Source organism: Sphingomonas paeninsulae, assembly GCF_003660165.1.
In the GTDB taxonomy this organism is placed as follows: Bacteria; Pseudomonadota; Alphaproteobacteria; order Sphingomonadales; family Sphingomonadaceae; genus Sphingomonas_O; species Sphingomonas_O paeninsulae.
The window spans coordinates 953,582-975,832 of sequence record NZ_CP032829.1 but is presented as its reverse complement, the minus strand read 5'-3'; the positions used below and the strand labels follow the sequence as shown (position 1 = coordinate 975,832).

Annotated in this window: 18 protein-coding genes, 1 tRNA gene and 2 pseudogenes; 11 read left to right on the top strand and 10 right to left on the bottom strand. The window is 59.4% G+C overall.

Features of this window, described 5'->3' with window-relative positions; translation table 11 throughout:
- The first annotated feature begins 15 nt into the window (after positions 1-15).
- Positions 16-819: an SDR family oxidoreductase gene (locus D3Y57_RS10290; RefSeq protein WP_121152903.1), complete on the top strand. Its 804-nt coding sequence runs from the start codon at positions 16-18 to the stop codon at positions 817-819.
- Here D3Y57_RS10290 and D3Y57_RS10285 read toward each other — a convergent pair.
- A pseudogene (locus tag D3Y57_RS10285) lies at positions 816-1,109 on the bottom strand (4a-hydroxytetrahydrobiopterin dehydratase); the annotation flags it as partial. The gene D3Y57_RS10290 and the pseudogene D3Y57_RS10285 overlap by 4 nt on opposite strands.
- Positions 1,110-1,143: 34 nt before the next feature.
- Between D3Y57_RS10285 and ccmA the strand changes: the two are divergent.
- Positions 1,144-1,761 (top strand): heme ABC exporter ATP-binding protein CcmA, encoded by a 618-nt coding sequence (gene ccmA, locus D3Y57_RS10280; protein ID WP_121155744.1) that lies wholly within the window; start codon positions 1,144-1,146, stop codon positions 1,759-1,761.
- Complete coding sequence (locus tag D3Y57_RS10275; RefSeq protein WP_121155742.1) at positions 1,761-2,402, top strand: heme exporter protein CcmB; 642 nt, start codon at positions 1,761-1,763, stop codon at positions 2,400-2,402. Before ccmA ends, D3Y57_RS10275 begins: the two co-directional genes overlap by 1 nt.
- A gap of 5 nt (positions 2,403-2,407) precedes the next feature.
- Here D3Y57_RS10275 and D3Y57_RS10270 read toward each other — a convergent pair whose 3' ends face one another.
- Positions 2,408-3,277, bottom strand: a complete 870-nt coding sequence (locus tag D3Y57_RS10270; RefSeq protein WP_121152901.1) for an RsmD family RNA methyltransferase — start codon at positions 3,275-3,277, stop codon at positions 2,408-2,410.
- Entirely contained in the window at positions 3,274-4,665 is a 1,392-nt protein-coding gene (gene thrC, locus D3Y57_RS10265; protein ID WP_121152900.1) for a threonine synthase, read from the bottom strand. Before thrC ends, D3Y57_RS10270 begins: the two co-directional genes overlap by 4 nt.
- A 95-nt stretch (positions 4,666-4,760) precedes the next feature.
- Between thrC and D3Y57_RS10260 the strand changes: the two genes are divergently transcribed.
- A complete protein-coding gene (locus D3Y57_RS10260; RefSeq protein ID WP_162987080.1) occupies positions 4,761-5,273 on the top strand; it encodes a retropepsin-like aspartic protease family protein in 513 nt (170 codons plus the stop codon).
- Here the strand turns inward: D3Y57_RS10260 and D3Y57_RS10255 are convergent.
- Positions 5,270-6,187 (bottom strand): peptidylprolyl isomerase, encoded by a 918-nt coding sequence (locus D3Y57_RS10255; RefSeq protein ID WP_121152898.1) that lies wholly within the window; start codon positions 6,185-6,187, stop codon positions 5,270-5,272. The genes D3Y57_RS10260 and D3Y57_RS10255 overlap by 4 nt on opposite strands.
- A gap of 101 nt (positions 6,188-6,288) precedes the next feature.
- On the opposite strand from D3Y57_RS10255, the gene D3Y57_RS10250 reads away from it, so the two are divergent.
- The 5 genes from D3Y57_RS10250 (at position 6,289) to D3Y57_RS10230 (ending at position 11,838) form a co-directional block, all read left to right on the top strand.
- Positions 6,289-6,379 (top strand) — tRNA-Ser (locus D3Y57_RS10250).
- A gap of 158 nt (positions 6,380-6,537) precedes the next feature.
- Positions 6,538-7,983, top strand: a complete 1,446-nt coding sequence (locus D3Y57_RS10245; protein ID WP_162987079.1) for an oligosaccharide flippase family protein — start codon at positions 6,538-6,540, stop codon at positions 7,981-7,983.
- Positions 7,984-8,096: 113 nt separating this feature from the next.
- Positions 8,097-10,514: a TonB-dependent receptor gene (locus D3Y57_RS10240; RefSeq protein ID WP_121152896.1), complete on the top strand. Its 2,418-nt coding sequence runs from the start codon at positions 8,097-8,099 to the stop codon at positions 10,512-10,514.
- Between the two features lie 10 nt (positions 10,515-10,524).
- Positions 10,525-11,646 (top strand): glycerophosphodiester phosphodiesterase, encoded by a 1,122-nt coding sequence (locus tag D3Y57_RS10235; protein WP_121152895.1) that lies wholly within the window; start codon positions 10,525-10,527, stop codon positions 11,644-11,646.
- 12 nt (positions 11,647-11,658) lie between these two features.
- Positions 11,659-11,838 (top strand): putative glycoside hydrolase, encoded by a 180-nt coding sequence (locus D3Y57_RS10230; RefSeq protein ID WP_121152894.1) that lies wholly within the window; start codon positions 11,659-11,661, stop codon positions 11,836-11,838.
- A gap of 37 nt (positions 11,839-11,875) precedes the next feature.
- On the opposite strand, the gene D3Y57_RS10225 is transcribed toward D3Y57_RS10230, so the two are convergent.
- From D3Y57_RS10225 to D3Y57_RS10210, 4 genes are all read right to left on the bottom strand, one after another.
- On the bottom strand, positions 11,876-13,192 hold the full coding sequence (locus D3Y57_RS10225) for an amidohydrolase family protein (protein WP_121152893.1): 1,317 nt from the start codon (positions 13,190-13,192) through the stop codon (positions 11,876-11,878).
- Positions 13,189-14,622: an amidohydrolase gene (locus D3Y57_RS10220; protein ID WP_121152892.1), complete on the bottom strand. Its 1,434-nt coding sequence runs from the start codon at positions 14,620-14,622 to the stop codon at positions 13,189-13,191. The genes D3Y57_RS10225 and D3Y57_RS10220 overlap by 4 nt, the downstream gene beginning before the upstream one ends.
- Positions 14,623-14,697: 75 nt before the next feature.
- Complete coding sequence (locus D3Y57_RS10215) at positions 14,698-15,960, bottom strand: NRAMP family divalent metal transporter (RefSeq protein ID WP_239026023.1); 1,263 nt, start codon at positions 15,958-15,960, stop codon at positions 14,698-14,700.
- Between the two features lie 94 nt (positions 15,961-16,054).
- Positions 16,055-16,747, bottom strand: coding sequence for an arylesterase (locus D3Y57_RS10210; RefSeq protein WP_205590113.1), 693 nt, complete (start codon positions 16,745-16,747; stop codon positions 16,055-16,057).
- A gap of 17 nt (positions 16,748-16,764) precedes the next feature.
- Here D3Y57_RS10210 and D3Y57_RS10205 point away from each other — a divergent pair, with 17 nt between their 5' ends.
- Together D3Y57_RS10205 and D3Y57_RS10200 are read left to right on the top strand one after the other, a co-directional pair.
- Positions 16,765-17,463 (top strand): ABC transporter ATP-binding protein, encoded by a 699-nt coding sequence (locus tag D3Y57_RS10205; protein WP_121152890.1) that lies wholly within the window; start codon positions 16,765-16,767, stop codon positions 17,461-17,463.
- A pseudogene (locus D3Y57_RS10200) lies at positions 17,460-19,989 on the top strand (ABC transporter permease). The gene D3Y57_RS10205 and the pseudogene D3Y57_RS10200 overlap by 4 nt, the downstream one beginning before the upstream one ends.
- Before the next feature lie 7 nt (positions 19,990-19,996).
- Here the strand turns inward: D3Y57_RS10200 and D3Y57_RS10195 are convergent.
- Positions 19,997-20,353, bottom strand: a complete 357-nt coding sequence (locus tag D3Y57_RS10195; protein ID WP_121152889.1) for a YbaN family protein — start codon at positions 20,351-20,353, stop codon at positions 19,997-19,999.
- Between the two features lie 110 nt (positions 20,354-20,463).
- Positions 20,464-22,215 carry a DUF885 domain-containing protein gene (locus D3Y57_RS10190; protein ID WP_121155738.1) on the bottom strand — a complete coding sequence of 584 codons (1,752 nt, stop codon included), beginning with the start codon at positions 22,213-22,215 and terminating at the stop codon, positions 20,464-20,466.
- Positions 22,216-22,251: the final 36 nt, after the last annotated feature.

Here is a 22,251-nt window from a genome sequence, read left to right as displayed (position 1 = left end):
AAAAAAGGCGAGGCAATGATGAAGGCGATTTTCATTACAGGCGGCGGATCTGGCATAGGTCGGGCTACGGCGGAATATTTTGCTGCCAAGGGCTGGTTTGTCGGGCTTGCCGATGTGAATGCGGCAGGCATGGCGGAAACCGCGGCGCTGTTGCCCGCCGGTGGCAGTTCCAGCCATATTCTCGACGTTCGCGACCGCGAGCAATGGGATCGGGTTCTTGCCGAGTTTACGGAAAAAACCGATGGCCGGATCGATCTGCTGTTCAATAATGCGGGCATTGGCGCGGGTGGGCCGCTCAGCGAAACGCCGACGGAGGAGATTGATCGGATCATCGACATCAATCTGAAGGGCGTCTTTTATGGTGCGCAGGCGGGGTTCAAATATCTGAAGGCGACCGCCGGATCGGCGCTGGTGAACACATCATCGGCAGCCGGGCTTTACGCCAGCCCCAGGATGTCAAGCTATGCGGCGACCAAGTTTGGGGTGCGGGCGATGACCCAGTCGCTCGATCAGGAATGGGCGGAACATGGGATCAAGGTGCGGGCGATCATGCCGGGCTTTATCGACACGCCGCTGCTGGATGTCAGCAGCACTGGATCAAACCTCAGCATTCGTGAGATGGTGCGTGCGGCCGGTCTGGAGTTTACGCCCGTCGAAAAAGTTGCCGAGGCGGTATGGAAAGCCGCCCACGGGAACCATACTTTCCTGCCCATCGGAAAGACCGCGCGAAAGATCGCGTTTCTTGCGCGTTGGGCTCCGGGGCTGCTGATGCAACGTGGACGCACGTTGGCGAAAGCAGCGGGGCCGGGCACAGCTTAGTCGATTAATTTATCGATCGCGGTCGCCAGATCGACATCGCGGTGTGACAGTCCGCCCGCGTCGTGCGTGGTGAGCAAGATGTCGACGCGGTTATAAACGTTCGACCATTCGGGGTGATGGTCGGCCTTGTCTGCGAGCAAAGCCACGCGTGCCATGAATCCGAATGCTTCGGAGAAATCGGCGAACGCGAACTGCCGGGTGAGGGCATCGCGTGCTTCGTCGAAATCCCATTCGCACAAACTGTCGAGCGCGGTCGCCCGTTCGGCTTCATTCAATTGTTCGATCATGTTTTGCCCTTCGCTGTTGCTAAGCTATGTCGCAGCCATGCAGGGGTCGGGTCAATCTACGCAAGCAAATCTGGTGTTCGACGGTGTCGCCTGTCGGCGTGGCGGGCGTACGCTGTTTGCCGATGTGTCGTTTGTGCTGGGACCGGGTGACGCGTTGATCGTCAGTGGTCCGAACGGCGTCGGAAAATCGAGCCTGTTGCGACTGGCGGCGGGGTTGCTGGAGACGACGGAGGGGCGGATCGAACGGAGCGGCGCGATTGCGTTGGCAGACGAACACCCCGCGCTTGACCTCACGCTGCCGCTGGGGCGTGCGCTGGGGTTCTGGGTGGGACTTGACGGCGGTGATGCTGGTGTTGCTCTGAGCGCGGTTGGGATGGCACATCTGGGCGAGGTGCCGGTACGAATGCTGTCCACTGGGCAGCGGCGGCGGGCGACTTTGGCACGGACGTTCGCAAGCGGGGCTGATATCTGGTTGCTTGATGAGCCGGGCAACGGACTGGATGTGGCTTCGGTGACTATGCTGGAGCGATTGATTGCCGGGCACCGTGGTTGTGGCGGTATCGTGGTTGTGGCTTCTCATCAGGGACTGAATGTGCCGGGTGCCAAGCTTCTTCATCTGGGTTCCCTTGTCTCAAACGAAGTAACCAACGCGTGATTATAATTCGCCTTATTGTGCGCGACTTCACGCGTTCATTTGCAAACAACGGCATCGTTCTGCCGGTGATATTCTTTCTTATGGTGGCGACGTTATACCCGTTTGCGGTGGGTCCCGACGGCCCTTTACTGGCGCGGACAGGGGGCGGGGTGTTGTGGGTAGCGGCATTGCTGGCGGCGCTGCTGCCGGTCGATCGGCTGGTCGCGCCAGATGTCTCGAATGGCGTTCTCGATCAGTTTGCGGTGCGTGGAATCGCCGATGAGGTCGTGGCGCTGGCAAAACTGTGTGCGCACTGGCTGGGTTTCGGACCTGCGCTGATGCTGGCGGCTGTTCCGGCGGCAGGGTTGCTGAAACTGGACGGAGCAACGCTTTGGGTTGTCGAAGTCGGCTTGTTGCTCGGTACGCCGGGGCTGGCGGCGCTGGGACTGATGACCTCGGCGCTAACCGCTGGGTTGCGAGGAACTTCGGCGCTGGCAGGACTTTTAATGTTGCCGCTCGCCATACCAATCCTAATTTTTGGAGCGGGGAGCCTTGCACCATCGGGCGTTGGGGGTCTGAAACTACTGGCGGCTGCTTCGTTGCTGCTTGTCGGGATTGCGCCGTTCGCTGCTGGTGCGGCGATGCGGGCATTGCGGGAATAAGCGGGTCAGGCCGACCAGCGCGCCCAGATCGCTGTTGGCAGGATCAGGCTACGTGCTTCCTCTCGTACACCAAGCTCGCCGCATTCAACGGTGCCGGGAAGGTCTGCAAATGACTGGCGCAACAACTCACCGATGCTGAGTGCCGACATCCGGATTGCATAGACGGTCAGGAACACGAACGACGAGTTTTCATCGACCAGCGCGCGGACGTTGGCGATCAAAGCGGCCAGATCGGTTTCAAGCTGCCAGACTTCTCCCTCTGGTCCGCGTCCGTATTTTGGGGGATCGAGGATGATCCCGTCATAACGTTTACCACGACGGACTTCGCGAGCGGTGAATTTGGTCGCGTCGTCGATCAGCCAGCGAATCGGCTTATCGGACAGGCCGGAAAGTCTGGCATTGCCCTTTGCCGCTTCGACCGATTTTTTCGATGCATCGACGTGCGTGACCATGGCGCCAGCGCTGGCGAGAGCAAGGCTGCCGACGCCGGTATAGCCGAACAAGTTGAGGCATGTGGGGTCGGCCTTCCCCGTTAGCTTTCCGCGTGCCCATTCCCAGACCGGCATCATGTCAGGGAAAAAGCCCAGGTGGCGAAAGGGCGTAGTTTGCGCCGTGAATGAAATATCGTCCCAACCAAGCTTCCACCCCGCTTTGGGAGTTTCGCGTTCGAAGATCCAGCGACCACCGCCATCCTCATCCGAACCCGGCACGAATGCACCATCGCTATCCCATGCGGGTTGCGCCGGTGCCCACATCGCCTGTGGTTCGGGGCGGACGAATCGATAGGGTCCGTATCGTTCGAACTTCAGACCGTCGCCGCTGTCGATCAGGCCGTAATCACTCCACGGTTCGCCGATCAGCGTCGTTAGCTTCATTTGGAGCGTTCAAGCACATAAGCGCGCACGGCTTCGAGCGTAGCTGGCAAAGTATCGAAGCGTTCCTCGCGGTCGAACAGGCCACCGAGTCGCGCGGGCATGGCGGGTCGGAAACCGGTTGCACGTTCGACGGCATCGCGGAACTTGGCCGGATGCGCGGTGGCGAGCGTGACGATCGGCACGTCCGAAGCGATGCCTGCCTTGCGTGCAGCGGCAAGGCCGACAGAGGTGTGCGGGTCGAGCAACTGACCAGCACGATCATGCGCCCATCGCATCGCGCTCGCCATGTCGTCGCCATCGATCCGCGCACTGGCGAACAGGCCACGTGCACCGTTCAGCATGTTTTCGGGTATGGTCATGGCCTTCGATTGCTCGAACCCGCGCATCATTCCAGCAAGTGCGAGGCCATCGCGTCCCGATAGGTCGAACAACAGCCGTTCGAAGTTCGAGCTGACCTGAATATCCATCGAGGGGGTCGCGGTGGGAGTGACGAGGCCGCAGGAATAATCGCCAGTCGATAGCGCACGGTGAAGGATGTCGTTGACGTTGGTCGCGACGATTAGCCGTTCGATGGGCAGACCCATACGTGATGCGACATAACCGGCAAACACGTCGCCGAAGTTACCCGTCGGAACGGCGAAGGCGACTTTGCGATCGGGTGCCCCAAGGCGGACTGCAGCGTAGAAATAATAAACAACCTGGGCCATCAATCGTGCCCAGTTGATCGAATTGACCGCCGACATCGTTACGCGCGACGTTGTTTCCGGGTCGGCAAACATGGCCTTTACGATGGCTTGCGCGTGGTCGAAGCTGCCCTCGACCGCGATGTTGTAGATGTTGGGTGACAATACCGTGGTCATCTGACGACGCTGAACGTCCGACACGCGACCCGCAGGATGCAACATAAAGACATCGACCTTGGCACGTCCGGCCAGAGCATCGATCGCAGCAGAGCCCGTGTCGCCGGACGTCGCACCAACCACGGTCAAATGGGTGTCGCGATTCGTCAGGAAGCGTTCGAACAACAGGCCGAGCAGTTGCAGCGCGACGTCCTTGAACGCCAGCGTCGGTCCATGAAACAATTCGAGCAGCCAGTTCTGCGAATCGAGCTGGACAAGCGGCGTAACGGCATCGTGATTGAAACGCCCATAAGCCTGGGTACAGAGATCGCGCAGGGCAGCATCGTCGAGCGCGCCCACGACAAATGGCCGCATGACGGTGATGGCGGTCTCGACATAGGAGGCACCCGCAAGCCCGGCGATTTCATCGGCGCTAAGCATCGGCCATACGCGGGGCACATAAAGCCCACCGTCGCTGGCGAGGCCCGCAAGCGTCACATCTTCGAATCCGAGCGCCGGTGCGCTGCCTCTGGTGCTGATATAATCCATCGTGAAAGTCGCCTAGCGGGGAGCGCGCGCGACCGCAACGGATGGAAGCGTTACTGTTTAACACTGCGTAAGGGATGGTGCGGTATTTCATCGCTATGATGAAGTTCGCACTATGGGTTGTGGGCGCCGCATTCGCCGTTGCTCTAATCTCGCCGTACGGCGGGCAGCATGTCCCGGTTGCGCCCGTGCAGGCTGTGATGACGGTGCACGCGCTTCCGGTCGCCGAGGCGGCGGGTAATGGACTGGCGGATGTGACGTTAACCCGATCCGCCGACGGGCATTTTTATGCCGACGCAATTATCAATGGCGCGACCATCCATGTGCTGGTCGATACCGGGGCGACAACTGTGGCGCTCAGTCGCGCAGATGCTCAGGCGGCGGGGCTGCAATTTTCAGAAGGCGACTTTACCGGAACGGCGCAGACAGCGGGCGGCGATATCAAGCTGAAACCTGTGACCCTTGATCGGGTCGGTATCGGCGCGGTTGAGGCGCGCAATGTCGATGCCGTCGTGGTGGATAGCAAAATGAACATTTCGTTGCTTGGGCAAAGCTGGTTGCGGCGGGTCGGCAACGTACAGATTGCAGGCGACCGAATGGTATTGCGCTAGGGAGATTTGATCGGAACGCTCCTGATCGGAACGGGCACGTTGCAGATATCGGCCCCGCCTGCGGGTCTGATAAAAAACGGATCACGGCGATTGGCGCGGGCGTCAGCATATTTCGCGAAGCTGGCGCTTTCGGTGGACAAATACTGAAAGCGCGGGCGGTCGGCTTCGGGTAACTCTGCTGCAAGTTTGATCGATTTGATTGTCACACGCTGTTCGGGCTTTTCGTAAAAGCCGAGTGCGCCAGTCCCCCGCGGCAGACTCGACAGGTTTTCGATACCCGACACGACACGCCCGACCAGCGCGATATTGCGATCGAGGTGGCGCGGTGCTTGCCCGATGACTGCGTAAAGTTCGGCCCCAGAGCCGGTGTCAGGCGACATATCGCGCCCAATGCCGACCATGCCATAACAGTGGACGGACCATGCTTCGTGGCCATCGGACGCATAGGGCCATCCTGCAATGAAACCGGTTTCGGGAGCATAGCTGTCTGCGCTGAGCTGAGCGGACTGTCCGAATTTGTCGGTGCGCGGAGTGGTATAATCCGCTGGTGGGACTTTGATCAGCGCGCTGGGCAATGTTTTCTTCCCGGTCGCATCACCCCATTGCGCGACATAATTGTCCTGCACCCGATTGACCGAGGTCCCGTCCCACCAATGCACCGCCGCCAGCATGCGAACATTGGCAACCCATCCTTGCGAAAACGGTGCTGGCATCAACTGGATTATTACCTGTCGTGCATGGCCCGAATTGTTGGACGCGAGGTTCATGATGAGCAGGTCAGCGTCGGCAATCGTGACCCAATCCGCGACAGGGGCTGCGGCAATGATTTCGGAGGGGGCAGCAGCAGGAGGAGGAAGAGGCGTTGCGGCGGCGGGCAATAGCAGGGCAGCGGCGATGAGGGCGGCGCGTTTCATCGCGATATCCTGACACTGTTGTGTTTGAAACAAAAGACACTCGCCCTGCCGGTTGCGCTCAGAGCTATCGCCAGCTAGGGCGCACCCCTTCCAGTGCATGCGGAGCGGTGGCCGAGTGGTCGAAGGCGCTCGCCTGGAAAGTGAGTATGGGTCAAAAGCCCATCCAGGGTTCGAATCCCTGCCGCTCCGCCATTTTCCCTCGGCCGCTATTGATCATAAAGATCTAGTTGCGGTCGAATGGGTCTGAGGCCCGCTGTGCAAACGCGTGAAAACGCGTGTAGTGCCCGGGCGCGACAGGCTGTACAGCGACGATCTCGTCTAAATTTGAGGGTGCGATGGTAAGGCGAGCGGTGATCTGGACTTTCTCGGCTCAGTTCGCTTCCTTTTTTATCGGATTCGTTGGGTCGATCGCGGTCGCCCGATTGTTGTCGCCGCGCGAAATGGGAATTTATGCCGTTGCCGCGGCGACGATTGGCCTTTTGCAATTGGTCTCTACGTTCGGGGTGGGTGCCTATGTCATTCGCGAAGTCGAGTTATCGCAGAAAACGCTCGACACCGCTTTCACGATCAACACCCTGTTGGCGATCTTGCTCGCGCTCATCATCGCGGGCGCGAGTTATCCGACGGCAATCTTTCTTAGGGAAAGCGCGGTTGCTTCGGTGTTGCAAGTGCTTGCGCTTACCCCGCTATTATCTATTCCCGAATTTCGGCCAGCAACGGTTTTGCAGCGAGAGATGAAATTCGGCGCTCTGTCGTTGATTGGTGTGATGAAGCTGGCGATAAGTATCATCGTCACGGTCGCCAGTGCGGCCATGGGGGCCAGTTACATGAGCCCAGCTTATGGAACAGTCGCATCCGCCGTCTTTGGCACGATCGCTTTCGTGTCCGTTGCCCCGCATCACGTCAATTTCCGAACTTCGCTTGCCCAATGGCGGCCCATAGCGAAGTTCGGCTTTCAGATTATGTCCGTCAGTGGTGTCTCGGTCGCTGCCGCTCGCATTTCCGACCTTGTTCTGGGGCGACTGCTGGGCCTGACGACGCTTGGGCTATATTCGCGGGCGTCCAACCTTTCGAACATGATATTCAGCAATCTCTACGGAACAGGCACGAGGGTCGTGTACGCCCAACTCGCCAAGGATTTTAGAGAGCGCGGAGTCGTCAGGGATACGTTCCTGCTGGGCCTGCGGATGATCGCCGGTTTCATGGGGCCTGTGCTTATCGGCATCGCGGTCCTTGCCCGACCGTTAATAGCCGGTCTGTACGGGGAAAAATGGCTTGGCGCTGCGCCTGTGCTCAGCTTGCTCATGGTCGCGCAATTTATCTCGCTTACCTTCGCGATGAACTGGGAACTCTTTGCAGTCCGCGACAAGCTCGGTCTGCAAGTGAAATATGAAGTATCCCGATCGATTTTCGGCGTGATGGCCCAGACCATCGGTTGCTTTTTTGGGATTATCGGGGCGGCAGCATCCACAGTCGTGACTGCTTTCTTTTCGATCGCTTTATATGTGCCGATGATGCCCCGACTGGCGGATTCGAATCATCGCGAACTGGTGAAAATCTATCTGGAAGCGTTTTCGCTTACGGTCGTTGCGTGCCTGCCTGCCGCTGTTCTGATGTATATGAATGACTGGTCAGCGGGGACATCCGTGATTCAAATTGTCGCTGCTGTTCTGCTTGGCGGGTGCGGCTGGTTTCTACTTTTGTTTACGCGTTCGCATCCACTGGCGATGGAGATGCGCCACTTTACCCGGCTGATCGTGGCAAAGCTGTCCACAAAAACCGCAGATTCGGCATAACCGCTTTTCGCATCGCAACATTTATGCCTTATTTCTGTAGGCAGCCAGTCTTTTAGCACCGCTAGCGGTCCCGCTTTGACGTCCGGCTTATCGGGCGAAGCCGGGGACTAACAATGCAAAAACTCGCCATTCAATTGCTCGTGGGAGCAGCCTCGCTTGCGATAATTTCGACCGCGCCTGCTCGTGCCGCCGATGCTGCGGCAGCCGCGCCTGCCGCTTCAGATGCTGAAGCCGATGCGGACTCGCAGGCAAGTGACGACATTATCGTTACCGGGCGCACGACCCGTTCGGTCACCCAGGTTTCGAGTCTTGAAATCCAGAAGATACTACCTGGCGTCAGCCCACTAAAGGCACTCCAAACATTACCCGGCGTGACGTTCCTGACCGCCGACCCATGGGGTAATAACGAACAGAATATCTCGCTGTTCGTGCACGGTTTCAACCAGCAGCAGCTTGGCTACACGCTCGACGGTGTGCCGCTCGGCGATCAGCAATATGGCAATTACAACGGCCTGTCGCCGCAGCGCGCGATCATTTCGGAGAATGTTGGTCGCGTGACGCTGGCTTCGGGCGCGGGCGATCTCGGGACCGCCTCGACCAGTAATCTGGGCGGCACGATCGACACCTTTTCCAGCGATCCCAAGACGGAAATGGGTGCGACGATCGATCAGACGGTCGGCAGCTATTCGAGCTTCCGCACCTTCGTCCGCGTCGACAGCGGCACCTTCGGCAACGGCAATTCGCTATATCTGTCAGGCGTGCGGCAGGATGGTCGTGCGTGGGATTTCAACGGTAAACAGGGCGGTTATCAGGCCAATGGCAAGTTCGTGCATGATGATCCTACGGGAAAGCTGACGATCTACGCCGCCTATTCGGACAAGACCGAGCCGAACGAGGACGCCACTGTTATCACCGTCGCCAACCGTGCGACTGCACCCTATGTCCGGCCATTCCTCTATCCCGATTTTGCCGCTGCCCAGACTTATCTATCATCGGGTGCCTATAGGGCGGCGGGGTCAAATTATCGCAACTATTACAGCGATGCGCAGCGCACCGATTATCTGGGCTATATCAAATACGACTGGAACATTTCCGACAAGATCACCTGGTCGAACCAGGCTTATTATCATCACGACGATGGTGTCGGCGTGGTTGCGGGACCAATCGACGTCGCGGGCCTGCCGGGACTTTTCTCATTCTATTTTCCGGGCGGTGTCGGCGCTCCGACGACGCCCGCCAATCTGGCCCGGCTTAGCACCATCTTCGGCGGCTCGGGCTTTGCGACCCGCACCACCGAATATCGCATCGACCGCGGGGGGTTGATTTCCACGCTACGGCTTGAACTTGGCAACCATCACATCGAAGTGGGCGGCTGGTACGAACATCAAAGCTCGTCGTCGTTCCGGCGTTGGTACGCGCTCGATGTCAACAACCCGTCGACGCCGTATCAGCGTCCCGGTGACACGTTGACCCCGTTAATTACGCAATATGGCAGCGAAGTGCGTGTCGACGAAATTCAGACGCATATTCAGGATAGCTGGCGCGTTCTGCCGACGCTGACGTTGCTCGTGGGCTTCAAAAGCACTTTTCAAAAGGCCAGCCAGCAGGTTCCTGTTCAGCCTATCCCAGGTTCCTTTTCTAACTCGACCGCACTTCCGATTGGCAGCATCAACACCAGCAAGGTTTTCCTGCCCCAACTCGGTGCTTTATGGGATGTTACCGGCAGCGATCAAATTTTCGTGAACGCACAGAAAAATATTCGCCGGTTTCAGACCAGTGCGGCCGCGGGACTGTCCCCATTCGCTCTGGGCAGCCAGCAGGTATTCGAAGATTTCAAGAATACCGTACAGCCTGAAACCAGTTGGACCTATGAAATCGGAGCGCGGACCCAACGGTCGTTTAATTTTGGTCCGATCACTGGCTTCGAAGGCCAGATTAGCTACTATCACGTTGACTTCAGCAATCGACTGCTGGCGATCAGTCCGACGACGGTCATCACATCGATCATCAGCGGTGCGGCAATTTTGAAGAACGTGGGTAGCGTGAAGACCGACGGTGTCGATTTTGCAGGAACGCTACATTTTGGATCGCACTTCTCGATCTACAACGCGCTATCCTACAATAATTCGCGCTATCAGGATAATTATCAAATCGGTATTCCGACCGTCACCGTGCCCACCGCTGGCAAAAAGGTTCCAGGGTCGCCTGAATGGACGAACAAGACCGTTGTCTCTGCAAATTACAGCATATTCGACGTGCAACTGATCGGGGACTATCTCGGCAAACGCTTTGCCACGTTCACCAACGATCTTTCGGTACCCGGATATTTCACGCTGGCCGGTCGGATTGCTGCAACGATCCCAATCTCGGACGGCTCGCGTATCAAGCGGTTGGCGGTCAGCTTGAACGTGACAAACATCACCAACAAGCAAGCGGCATCGACATTGAGCATTGGTGCAGCATCGGGAACGTTCAACGCGTTTCCGCTTGCGCCGCGACAGGTATTCGGGACGGTCAGTGTTGGATTTTAGGGAAATCTCGATGAACGCCCTCAGCCGTCGGGATACGATCAAGGCAGCGGCCGGTATTGCCGGTGCGGCCTTGATCACCGGATCATTCAGCGCACGGGCGACGTTTGCGGCGCCCGTGCGCGCCAAGCCGCTTGTTTTTGGGCACCGGGGCTGCTCGGCTCTCCGGCCAGAACACACGCTCGGTTCTTATGCCAAGGCCATTCAGGATGGTGCGGATTATATCGAACCCGATCTGGTCATCACCAAGGACGGTGTACTGGTCGCGCGGCACGAGAATAATATCGCGGAAACCACCGATGTCGCGAGACATCCGGTGTTTTCCGGACGGCGCACGACCAAGACGATCGATGGTCAGCAACAGACTGGCTGGTTCGTCGAAGACTTCACGCTGGATGAACTAAAAACCCTGCGCGCGATCGAGCGTCTCGGCAGTTTGCGACCGGAAAGCAAAAGCTATGACGGTCAGTTTCAGGTGCTGACGTTCGAAGAAATCATCGACTTTACCGCCGCCGAATCTGCGGCGCGGGGCCGGACGGTGGGGTTGGTACCCGAATTGAAACATTCGACATTCTTTGCCGGGATCGGAATGCCACTGGAGGATCGCTTCCTCGGTATATTGGGCGCGCATGAATATACCCGCCGTGCGCCTGTGGAAATTCAGTCGTTCGAGATTGCCAATCTGCGATACCTCCGGCGAAAACTTGGGCGCCCAGCAAATGTTCGGCTGATGCAATTGGTCGGTGACGACAAACAGGTTGCTGCCGATGTCGTCGCAGTGGGTGGAAAACTGACCTTTGGCGATATGACGACCCCCGCTGGTTTGAAGGAGATTGCGACCTATGCCGATGTCGTCGCACCCCAAATTCGAGGCGTAATCCCTTTAACTCCTGAAGGGCGACTCGGAACACCAAGGTCGATCGTGACGGATGCTCATAAGGCGGGACTTTTGGTTCGCGTCTGGACATTTCGCCCGGAAAACTACTTTCTCGCCGCTGACTTCAAGAATGAAGGCGGCGATGGTGTACGCAATCCAATGGGGTCGATTGCAGAGATCAAACGCTATCTGGCGACAGGCATAGACGGCTTTTTTACCGATGATCCTGCTCTCGGCCGTGCTGCTGTCGACAGCTAATGCTCGACTGCGGTGCTTACCCGGACGATCAATGCTGCAAAGTCCGGCGAATGGAATGTTCTCGCCGTACCGCTAAAATGCTTTGCGGCGCGTGGTGCCGATATGAAAACATTGTCCGTGCCCCTCGTTCTGTCGATTTCCGACGTCCCCCTCGACTACGTGTCAGTTCCGATGGACAAGTGCCGCGATTAAAGTTGGCTATGTCCGGGGATCATCGCCCGGACAGGTTTCAGCGATCATAGGCTTTGGGCAGGCTTCCTTCGGTCGGCTTGCTGTAACGGTCGCGCAATTCGGTCTGACGTGACCGCATAGGCTGCGGCTGGCCGTCGATGTAGATTGCGACCGGAGCCGAGGACAGTTCCAGTGGATCGCCGTCCCACAACACAACATCGGCACGACGCCCCGGACGGAGCGAGCCAATCTCTCCATCCATGCCCAAAGCTCGCGCGGGCAGGGACGAGATCGTCGCAAATGCCTGTCCCCAGTTCAGCCCCGTCGAACCCGGCACCTTTGTTATCGCGACAAGGTTTCCTGCATATTGTTTCAGGACGTGTTCGCCGGGCGCGGTATTCGCCCCGACGGTCGAGATCGCGACTGGCACGCCCGCCTGAGTCAAGCGGCCAACATTGGATTCGGTCGCGGCCAGCGATTCAAATTGTGCCGGAAGGTCGGCCAGCGCGGCTGCGATAACGGGCACGTGCGCCGCCGCGATATCCTTTGCGACCATCCAGCCTTCGCTGGCGCCAACCAGCACCAGTTTCAGTTTTGGATAGGTGCGTATAAGGGCGATCACCGAACGGATATCGCTCGCACGCTCGACATGGACGAGCAGGGGGACGGTCCCGTCAAGGACCGCTAGCAGCGCCTTTGCATCGCCGCGTTTCAGCAACGATGCCTTTTCGCGGCCGCCAAATGTGGAGGGGCTACGGCGGAAATCTTCGGCTTCTGCAAGCGCATCGTGCAACATGGCATAGGCGGCTGGGCGACTGCCGCCTGCGTCCCGGCCACCACCTTCGCCAAGCTCGACGAACTGGAACGCGCGCGCCCGTGTTATCGGATCGGCATCATGACCGAGGTCGATCACCGCGCCCTGTCCGGCAAAGATCGAACCGGCGGTCGCGGGAGAAACCAGTGCGCGGGTAATGCCACCCGCGCGTTCGTTTGCGATCGCCACGGCATTGGGGTTGATCGCCGGAGCGATGTCGATGGCGGCGGCGAACACCGATGATTTGGCGTTGACGTCATTGCTTTCCTCGATCCCTTCCGCATCGACCAGCCCCAGATTAGTGAAGCCAGCGACCATGCCTGCCGCAACCCATTTGCCGTGTGCATCGACGACGGTCGCCCCGGCGGGGACGGCGACCCCGGTTCCTGCGGCGACGATCCTGCCGTCGCGGAAAACGACGGTGCCGTCGGTGATAGGTTGTGAGCCGTCACCGATTGCGACGGTGCCGCCGACGATTGCGACGGTTTGGGCCTCCACCGGAGCGGCAATGAGGGCGGTCAGGAGCAGGGCGACTGGGAGGGCAAGCTGGACAGGCTTCACTTCACATCTCCCGATCCGGGCAAGCCAAGTTCGAAATCCGACACCGGTCGAAGTTTCGGATTTGTGGCATCATAGAGCAGCGCGCCATCAATCCAGACCTTTTCAGGGCGTGTATAGACACTCAACGGATTGCCGTTCCACAACACGACATCGGCCATCTTGCCCGGTTTCAGGCTACCCGTGCGATCGGCGATGCCGAGCGACTTTGCCGGGTTGAAGGAAAGCCATTCCCAAGCAACGGCGTCCGAAATCTCGATCCCCGCACGACGACCCGCCGCCAGTGCTTTTGCAACTTCCTGATTGAGCCGCTGGATGCCGTTTTCATCGTCGGAATGGATCATCGCGCAAACCCCGGCCTTTTGCAGCAGCGCGAGATTTTCGGCGATGCCGTCATAGCTTTCCATCTTAAAGCCGTACCAGTCGGCCCAGACCGCAGCGCAGACGCCGTTGACCTTTAGCAAGTCAGGGATTTTATAGGCTTCGACGGCGTGATGAAATGCCGTGACATGATAGCCAAATTCCTTCGACATATCGATCACATTGGCCATTTCGTCGGCGCGGTAGCAGTGGTTATGGACGAGGATTTCGCCCGCCAGAACGCCGCGCAATGTGTCCATTGCGATGTTGCGATCGGGGATGGCACCGCCATTTTTTTCGTATTTGTCCCATTTCCGTTTGTATTCGACCGCCTTTGCCCATGTGATGCGGTCGACGGCGATGTTGCCCATCCGCGTCGATGGTTCCCGGTTTCTGGACCCGTAAACGCGCTTCGGATTTTCGCCGCACGCCATCTTCAGACCATAGGGTGCGCCGGGGAATTTCATTCCCTGAACGGTGCGGGCGTACACGTTCTTCAGGACGACCGACCGGCCACCGAACAGGTTTGCCGATCCCGGCAAAATCTGGAGTGTGGTGACGCCGCCATTGGTGAGTGCACGACCGAAGCCGGGGTCTTGTGGCCAGACGCTGTGTTCGGCCCATACTTCGGGTGTGACGGGGTCGGTGGCTTCGTTGCCGTCCGACAGCGCGCGTATACTGGGCGATGGATAATCACCGAGATGACTGTGGATGTCGATGATGCCGGGGGTGATCCATTTACCGGTCCCGTCGATAACAGTCGCGCCAGCAGGAGCGGCGATGTCGTGCCCGATGCCGACAATCTTACCATCCGCAAACAGCACTTCACCACCGTCGATACGGCCGCCTTCGCCATCGTATATGGTAACGTTACGCACCAGCGTCGGCATGCCGGGATATGCTTTGTAGGTGGAGGGGTAGGGATCGTGCGAAAATCCCTTGCCGATACCAGGGCCGGACGATGCGGGTTTCACATGGCCCGAGGACGCCGCACAAGCCGCCAGCGTTAGCGCAAGGGCGCCGACGGCAGCGATGTTGAGGCAGAAACGATATGCGGCACCCAATGTTCTCATTTCAGCGCTCCGAACTCGTATGCCACGGGGTAGGTGAGGGGAGTGCTGCCGATCAAGTGGTTTCGAATGGCCTGGTCAAACGAAAAACATGGCAACCGCAGCGGCGGCCATGACCGCAGTCGCCATCCATCCGAAAAAGAGCAGCCAGCCAGTCGCCGTGAATGCGCCCATCACAGATTTTCGCGAAACGACGATCATCATGGCGGCCATGATCGGAACGGCCACCACGCCGTTGATGACCGCGCTCCAGAACAGGGCTTTGATCGGGTCAAGCGGCGACCAGTCGATACCGATTCCAAGCAGCGTCGATGCAGCGATCACGGTGTAAAAGCCCCGCGCTTGCATGGGTGTATATTCCAGCCCGGATTTCCAGCCGCGCGTTTCGCCCACCGCATAGGCGGCCGACCCCGCCAGCACAGGAACCGCGAGCAGGCCGGTGCCGATGATTCCCAGGCTGAACAGCAGGAATGCGAATTGCCCGGCAACCGGCTGCAACGCCTTAGCTGCATCCGCCGCCGTATTGATTTCCGTGATACCGGCGGCGTTGAGCGTTGCTGCCGTCCCGATCATGATCGTGATCGCAACGACATTCGATATCGCCATGCCGCTGAACGTATCGAGCCGCATCCGGGTAAATTCCCGTTTTGCCTGATGTGGAGCCTCGATGAGCGGTTTCATGGCATCGGACTGGTTGATCTCCTCGACCTCCTGCGAGCTTTGCCAGAAGAAGAGATACGGGCTGATCGTCGTACCGAAAATCGCGACGACCATGGTGACGGCCCCCGCTCCCGCGATGGTCGGCCAGATCATGCCCTTGCCCGCAGCCGCCCAGTCGACTTTCACCATAAAGACCAGCGCAACATAGGAAAACAGCACGAGGGTCATCCATTTCAGGATCTTGGCATAGTGTCGGTAAGGCACGAACATCTGGAGGAGCAACGAGCCGATCGCAAAAACGATCGTGAAGATGTGAGAGCCGCCGCCGACCACCAGCGCGGCGGCATCGCCCATTGCCGCGATATCGGCACCGATGTTGATCGTGTTGGCAATGAACAGCAGGGCAACCAGTGCGGTTACAAGCCAGCGCGGCAGGATATCGTCCATGTTGCGGGCAAGGCCGTTGCCGGTAACGCGCCCGATCTGCGCGCTGACGAGCTGGATCGCCGTCATCAGGGGATAGGTGAGCACCAGCGTCCACAACAACCCGAAACCGAACTGCGCCCCTGCCTGTGAATAGGTCGCGATACCGCTGGGATCGTCGTCGGCGGCACCCGTAATCAGGCCTGGGCCCAATTTCTCGAACAGGGCGATCGTCCGGGTGCGCTTGGGGAGCTTCACGTAAGGCAATCCTTCACTTGTCTGCTCCGGGGTCGGCCATAGCGCATCTTTTGCCGTAGTCCCGAAGTTTTTTGCAAGCGATAGAATGGTTTGGTTATTTGCCGAGTGTGGACGCGACCAGCGGTGTGATCTTGTTGACGATGACATCCACGCCATGCGGATTGGGGTGCATCCGATCTGCCTGCATCAACGCCGGGTCGGATACGACGCCATCCAGAAAAAAGGGGTATAGCGTGGCATCGAACTTTTTTGCGAGATCGGCGTAGATCGGGTTGAACCCGCGTGCGTAATCGCCGCCCATATTGGGTGCGGCCACCATGCCTGTCAGCATGATTGGGATGCCCCGCTTTTTCAGCTCCTTACAGATAGCGATGAGGTTTGTCCGGGTTTCCGCAGGGGCGATCCCACGCAACATGTCATTGCCGCCGAGGTTGACCATGAACAGATCGGGCTTCCGCGTCAGGCCATCCAGAGTGAATGCCAGACGCCGCAAGCCGGCTGAACTCGTATCACCCGATACGCCCGCGTTCTGCACCGTCACCGAAACGCCCCGTGCCGTCAGCGCCTTTTGCAACTCAGTCGGAAAACTTTCCGACGGCAAAACACCATAGCCTGCGTAAAGGCTGTCCCCGAACGCAACGACGAGTTTTGCCGTCGCTTTTGGTGTAGGTTCAGCGGCAGTCTGTACGTTTGTCGACCTGTTCGCAGCACTATTTTGATCCGAACACCCCGCCAACGGTTGGAGCAGCAGCAGCGCGACCACATATGGGGGTAAATTTCGGAACAAGGGCGCAAACTCCAGCGATGCCAGTCAACTCAGATGCCGATATCGCAATCCGTGCGCGCAATGTCACCCTCACGCTTGGGACACGTGAAGCCCCGACCGAGATATTGAAGGGGATCGACCTAGACATCGAACGCGGGGCCAGCGTCGCGATCCTTGGACCGTCGGGGTCAGGCAAGTCGTCGTTGATGGCTATCCTGTCCGGTCTTGAACAGGCGAGCGGTGGCGAAGTGGTCGTGGCGGGCGTCGGGTATCGCGGGTTGAACGAGGACGCACTGGCGCGTGCGAGACGCGGGCGGATCGGCATTGTCCTTCAGAGTTTCCACCTGTTGCCGACAATGACCGCGCTGGAAAACGTCGCTATTCCGCTAGAGTTGGCGGGCGCGTCCGATGCTTTTGCGCGGGCCACGAGCGAGTTGCAGGCAGTCGGGTTAGGCCATCGTATCGACCATTATCCGGTTCAGCTATCCGGCGGTGAGCAACAGCGTGTTGCCATTGCCCGCGCCGTCGCAGGGCGACCGGAAATCGTATTTGCCGACGAACCGACCGGCAATCTGGATGGCGCAACCAGCGGTTCGATCATCGACCTGTTATTTGCGCGACAGGCTGCTGCCGCTGCGACGCTGCTGATTATCACGCACGACCCGTCACTGGCGGAGCGATGCGATCGGGTTCTCGAAATGCAGGATGGCCGGATCGTATCGGACCGCACCGCGTGAACGCGCTTGGGTGGGGTGCAAGCTGGCGGATCGCGCGGAGGGATTTGCAGGGGGCTTTCGTGGGCTTCGGCTGTTGTTCGTCTGCCTGTTACTGGGTGTCACGACGCTGGCCGCGATTGGCAGCCTTACCGCCTCGATCACCGGCGAGCTTTCCGCGCGGGGTCGCACGTTGCTGGGCGGCGACATCCAGATCGGGATGATGCAGCGGCAGACCTCGGCGAGCGAACACGCTTCGCTGGAGGCATTGGGACAGGTCAGCGATACGATACGGCTGCGTTCGATGGCACGGGTGGTGTTGGTGCGTGGGGCCGCGCGTAACGGCGCGCCGGAGGCCGTCCTGACCGAGTTGAAAGGCGTCGATAGCCATTACCCGCTTTATGGCACGCTGACGTTGGAGCAGGGTCGTTATCGCCCGCTTGCTCCCGATGCGGTGGTGATCGACCGCTCGCTTGCCGACCGCCTGTTGCTGCGGGTGGGAGATACGCTTCGTTATGGTGAGGCGGACTTTCGGATTGGGGCATAATCGCCGCTGAACCCGATCGTGTGGGTGAAGGGTTTACGCTTGGCCCCGTTGCCATGGTATCGCTCGAAGGGTTGAATCGCACCAAGCTGTTGCAGCCCGGTGCGTTGTTCGAGACGAAATATCGTGTTCGCCTGAAACCGGATATCCAGCCGCTCGAAGCGATTGGCCAGTTGAACGCGCATTATCCGTCTGCTGGTTGGGAATATAAGCACCGCGACCGGGCTGCGGGTGGTGCCACGCGGTTTTTCGAACGGATGGGGCAGTTCCTGTCACTGATCGGGCTTGCGGCGCTGGTGATCGCCGGGATCGGGGTGAGCAACGGGGTGGCGTCCTATCTCGCGATCAAACGCGATGGCATTGCGACTCTGAAAATCCTTGGGGCGACGTCGGGCGACATCTCCCGCATCTATTTGATGCAGATCGGTATCGTCGCATTGCTGGCGGTGGTTTTCGGGTTGGTGTTGGGGGCAATCCTGCCGATCGCCCTCATCGCCCTGGCGCGTGATGTGCTGCCGGTTCAGCCCGGTGTCGGCATATTCCCCATGCCGCTTGCCGTCAGCGCCGCTTATGGTCTGCTGATCGCCTTTGCCTTTGCGCTTCCTCCGTTGGCGCGTGCCCGGATGCAGCCTGTTGCTGCACAGTTTCGGGGTGTCGTGGATGGCAACGTTCGTATCGACCGACGTACCGTTATGATGGTTCTTGGCGCGGCGGCGCTCGTTGTCCTGTTGGCGCTCGGCACGGCGCGTGAGCCGATGTTTGGCGGAATCGTGCTGGGGTCGGTTGCGGCGGTCCTGTTGCTGTTGGTCGGTATCGGTTGGGCGATACGAAGGTTGGCGATCCGGTTGCCGCGTCTGCGCCGCCCCTTGCTGCGCCTTGCCCTCGCCAATCTCCACCGACCGGGATCGCAAACCATTGCGCTGGTGGTTGCGTTAGGGCTGGCGCTGACGCTGTTCGTGACGCTTGCCGCGATCCAGACCAGCCTTAATGCAGAGATAACGCGTACCGTGCCGCAAAAGGCACCCAATCAGTTCGTTCTCGACATTCCGTCCGAAGCGCGCAGCCAGTTCGTTGATGTCGTCCGCCGGGTTGCCCCCGAAGCGCAACTGAACATCGTGCCGTCGATGCGCGGCACGATCGTCGCTTATGGGGGACAGCCGGTCGCCGACCTGAAGCAAATCCCCGAAGGAGCTTGGTTTCTGGGTGGCGAACGCGGCGTGACTTATAGCGATGTTTTGCCGGAGGGCAGCGACCTGACCGCAGGAAGCTGGTGGCCGAAGCAATATGCCGGGCCACCCCTTGTCTCGCTCGATCAGGCTGCGGCGGATATCCTGAAGCTGAAGGTCGGCGATACGATTACCGTCAGCGTGCTTGGGCGAGAGATCGAGGCGCGGATTGCGTCGTTGCGCAAGGTCAACTGGAACACGATGGGTTTCAATTATGTGCTGGTTTTCTCTCCCAACGCGTTGGAAAAAGCGCCGCACAGCCTGACATCAACCATCGATATTCAGGCGAGGCATGAGGGTGCGGTGTCGCGAGCGTTGCTTGGCGCATTCCCGTCGGCGTCGATTATAGCGGTCAGCGAAGTCATCGGGCAGGTCCGCACCATGTTAGACCAGATGGCGACCGCGATCATGCTGTCTGCATCGGTGGCGATATTGGCGGGGATCGCCGTGCTGATCGGTGCGATTGCGGCGTCTCGACAGTCGCGCAGCTATGACAGCGTTATCCTGAAAACACTGGGCGCGACGCGATGGCAGATCCTTGCGGCACAGGGCCTGGAATATGCGGTGTTGGCGGCGCTGCTTGCACTGGTCGCGTTTGCGTTGGGCATCGGCGCGGCGTGGTATGTGATCGTCGAAGTGTTCACATTCACATGGGCACCGGATTGGTGGGTCGTGTTGGGGACGCTGGCGGGTGGTGCGGTCCTGACGTTTGGTATCGGGTTGCTCGGTTCGTTGCCGTTGCTGTCGCTGCGGCCGGCGCAGGCGTTGCGGCGGGTTTGACGGGGGTTCAGTCGGTCGCTGTCGGACGTGACACCACGTAAAAGGCGCATGCCAGCATAAACGCCGCGACCGTCAGAGCCAGCCACAGACGCGGGTGAGCGCCGACCATGAACAGCACGAAGCCGATGGTGATACCACTGCACGCGGCAATCTTTCCCCGTCGCGATATCGCGCCGTCCGCCCGCCAAGCGCGGAGCGTGGGACCAAAACGCGCGTGATTGAGCAGCCATGCCTCAAGGCGGGGAGAGGATCGGGCGAAACATCCGGCGGCGAGGATCAGGAAGATCGTCGTCGGCATCAATGGCAGGATAGCGCCGATGATGCCGAGCAGGACGCACAACAGGCCCAGCGCCAGCCATCCCATTCGTGCAATTCTGTTTCGCGAGGGGCGCTGAGGCGGGAGCTGGGGGTCAGGCAAAACGGGCACGGTCGTTGCCGTAACTTCCTCGTCGCCCGGCACCTAGCAGATTTTGTTCAAGATGCCGTCTTTTCGTGCGCGATCCAGCTCGTAATCTGTGCTTCGAGCACGTCGAGCGGCACGGCTCCCTGTCCAAGCACCGCGTCGTGAAAACGCCGAACGTCGAACTTTGCACCGAGCGCCGTTTCGGCCTTTTGCCGCAATGACAGGATTTTCAGCTCACCGAGCTTATAGGCCAGCGCTTGCCCCGGACTGCTGATGTAGCGGTTAACCTCTGCGTCGATGTTCGCATCGGTCAGCGCGGTGTTTTCCTTCATGAAGGAAACAGCCTGATCCTTGGTCCAGCCTTTTGCGTGCAGACCGGTATCGACCACAAGGCGACAGGCGCGCCACATCTCGTATGACAGGCGGCCCATGTCCTTTTCGGGCGTGTCGTAAATGCCCATCTCGATGCCGAGATGTTCGGAATACAGGCCCCATCCTTCGACATAGGCCGTGAATTGCGAAGCGTATTTCCTAAAGTCGGGCAGGTCCATTTCCTGCTGCAGCGCGATCTGGTTGTGGTGGCCGGGGACCGCTTCGTGACTGGTCAGCGCCGCCAGTTCGTACAGCGGGCGCTGGTCGAGTTTCGAAGTGTTGACGTAATAGGTGCCCGCGATTCCGGCGGCGGGCGACCCCGGCATGTAATAAGCGGTGGTGTTGCCCTCTGCGGTCTCGGCAGGGATGGCGCGGACGCCGTAGGGCAGGCGTGGCAGGGTGGCGAATAGCGTCGGCATTTTGCCGTCGTTGATCTTTGCTTGCAATGCCGCCGCGCCCATCAGTTCCGCCGCTGTCTTCGGGTAATATTTCGGGTCGGTGCGAAGCGTGTGGATAAAGGCTTCGCGGCTGGCATAGCCGGCTTTCTTTGCGAGCGCGTCCATCTCGGTGCGGATGCGTTTCACCTCGCCTAGCCCGATTTCGTGAATCTGATCGGGCGTCAGGGTGGTCGTGGTCTGCTGGCGGATCAGGAAATTATAATATTTCTGTCCGTCGGGCAGCGCCGAAATGCCGTAGGTCTGGCGGCATTTCGGCAGATAGCTGGTGCGGTAATAGTCGTCGATCTTGCGGTATTCGGGATTGAGCGTGCCGGAGATCAGGGTCACCGCCCGCGCCTTCATGCCCGCCCATTCGGCATCGGTGATGCCGACCGGCTTATTGCCCTTAAATGGTGCGTAGAAGCGCGAGTCTTCGGGATTGGCGGTGATGACGCCGGTGATGCTCTGTTCGAAGCCTGAGAGGGTTACGCAGGGCTGCATGAAGCCGCCAGCGACGGCCTGGCGCGTGACGTCGAGGGATTGGGCGTTCGCTTTGGGAAACTGCGCGAGGCGGCCGAGATAGCTTTGGAATTCAGCTTTTGTACGCACCGGGACCGTGTCGGCAAGACCGGCGAAATTCTGGAACCAGCTGCCGAGCGTCGAGAACGTCATTGTCCGTTCGCCGAAGCTATTGGCTTCGACCTGTTCCGACAACAGGCGACGCAGGATAGCCTGATTGGTGACGTCGGCCGGGGAAAGCTGGGTCGCGGGGATAGCATCGAGCCGCTTGATGAACAGCGCCGCCTGCGCCGCCTGGCGGTCCGCTTCGGCAAGGCTGAAATCGCCGATCTGGTCGTCATAAGTGTGGACGCCCAGCGCGCTGGCATAGATGGGATTGGATTTCAGGAACCAGGCCCAATGGTCTGTGATGAGGCCGTGCAGGTCATCGGTTGGTGTTGCGGCAGCGGGCACCGACGAAATCGCGAAAACGGCTGCTAATAAAAGACGGCGCATCATATCCCCCTTGTTATTGGCGCGATGCTAGCGTCG

What these genes read in the sequence shown, in the direction of transcription:
- D3Y57_RS10255 (WP_121152898.1), bottom strand. Translation starts at nt 6,187, where the DNA reads ATGAAACGCGCCGCCCTCATCGCCGCTGCCCTGCTATTGCCCGCCGCC.
- thrC (WP_121152900.1), bottom strand. Translation starts at nt 4,665, where the DNA reads ATGGATTATATCAGCACCAGAGGCAGCGCACCGGCGCTCGGATTCGAA.
- D3Y57_RS10290 (WP_121152903.1), top strand. Translation starts at nt 16, where the DNA reads ATGATGAAGGCGATTTTCATTACAGGCGGCGGATCTGGCATAGGTCGG.
- D3Y57_RS10235 (WP_121152895.1), top strand. Translation starts at nt 10,525, where the DNA reads ATGAACGCCCTCAGCCGTCGGGATACGATCAAGGCAGCGGCCGGTATT.
- D3Y57_RS10270 (WP_121152901.1), bottom strand. Translation starts at nt 3,277, where the DNA reads ATGAAGCTAACGACGCTGATCGGCGAACCGTGGAGTGATTACGGCCTG.
- D3Y57_RS10205 (WP_121152890.1), top strand. Translation starts at nt 16,765, where the DNA reads ATGCCAGTCAACTCAGATGCCGATATCGCAATCCGTGCGCGCAATGTC.
- ccmA (WP_121155744.1), top strand. Translation starts at nt 1,144, where the DNA reads ATGCAGGGGTCGGGTCAATCTACGCAAGCAAATCTGGTGTTCGACGGT.
- D3Y57_RS10190 (WP_121155738.1), bottom strand. Translation starts at nt 22,215, where the DNA reads ATGCGCCGTCTTTTATTAGCAGCCGTTTTCGCGATTTCGTCGGTGCCC.
- D3Y57_RS10240 (WP_121152896.1), top strand. Translation starts at nt 8,097, where the DNA reads ATGCAAAAACTCGCCATTCAATTGCTCGTGGGAGCAGCCTCGCTTGCG.
- D3Y57_RS10260 (WP_162987080.1), top strand. Translation starts at nt 4,761, where the DNA reads ATGATGAAGTTCGCACTATGGGTTGTGGGCGCCGCATTCGCCGTTGCT.
- D3Y57_RS10220 (WP_121152892.1), bottom strand. Translation starts at nt 14,622, where the DNA reads ATGAGAACATTGGGTGCCGCATATCGTTTCTGCCTCAACATCGCTGCC.
- D3Y57_RS10195 (WP_121152889.1), bottom strand. Translation starts at nt 20,353, where the DNA reads ATGGGATGGCTGGCGCTGGGCCTGTTGTGCGTCCTGCTCGGCATCATC.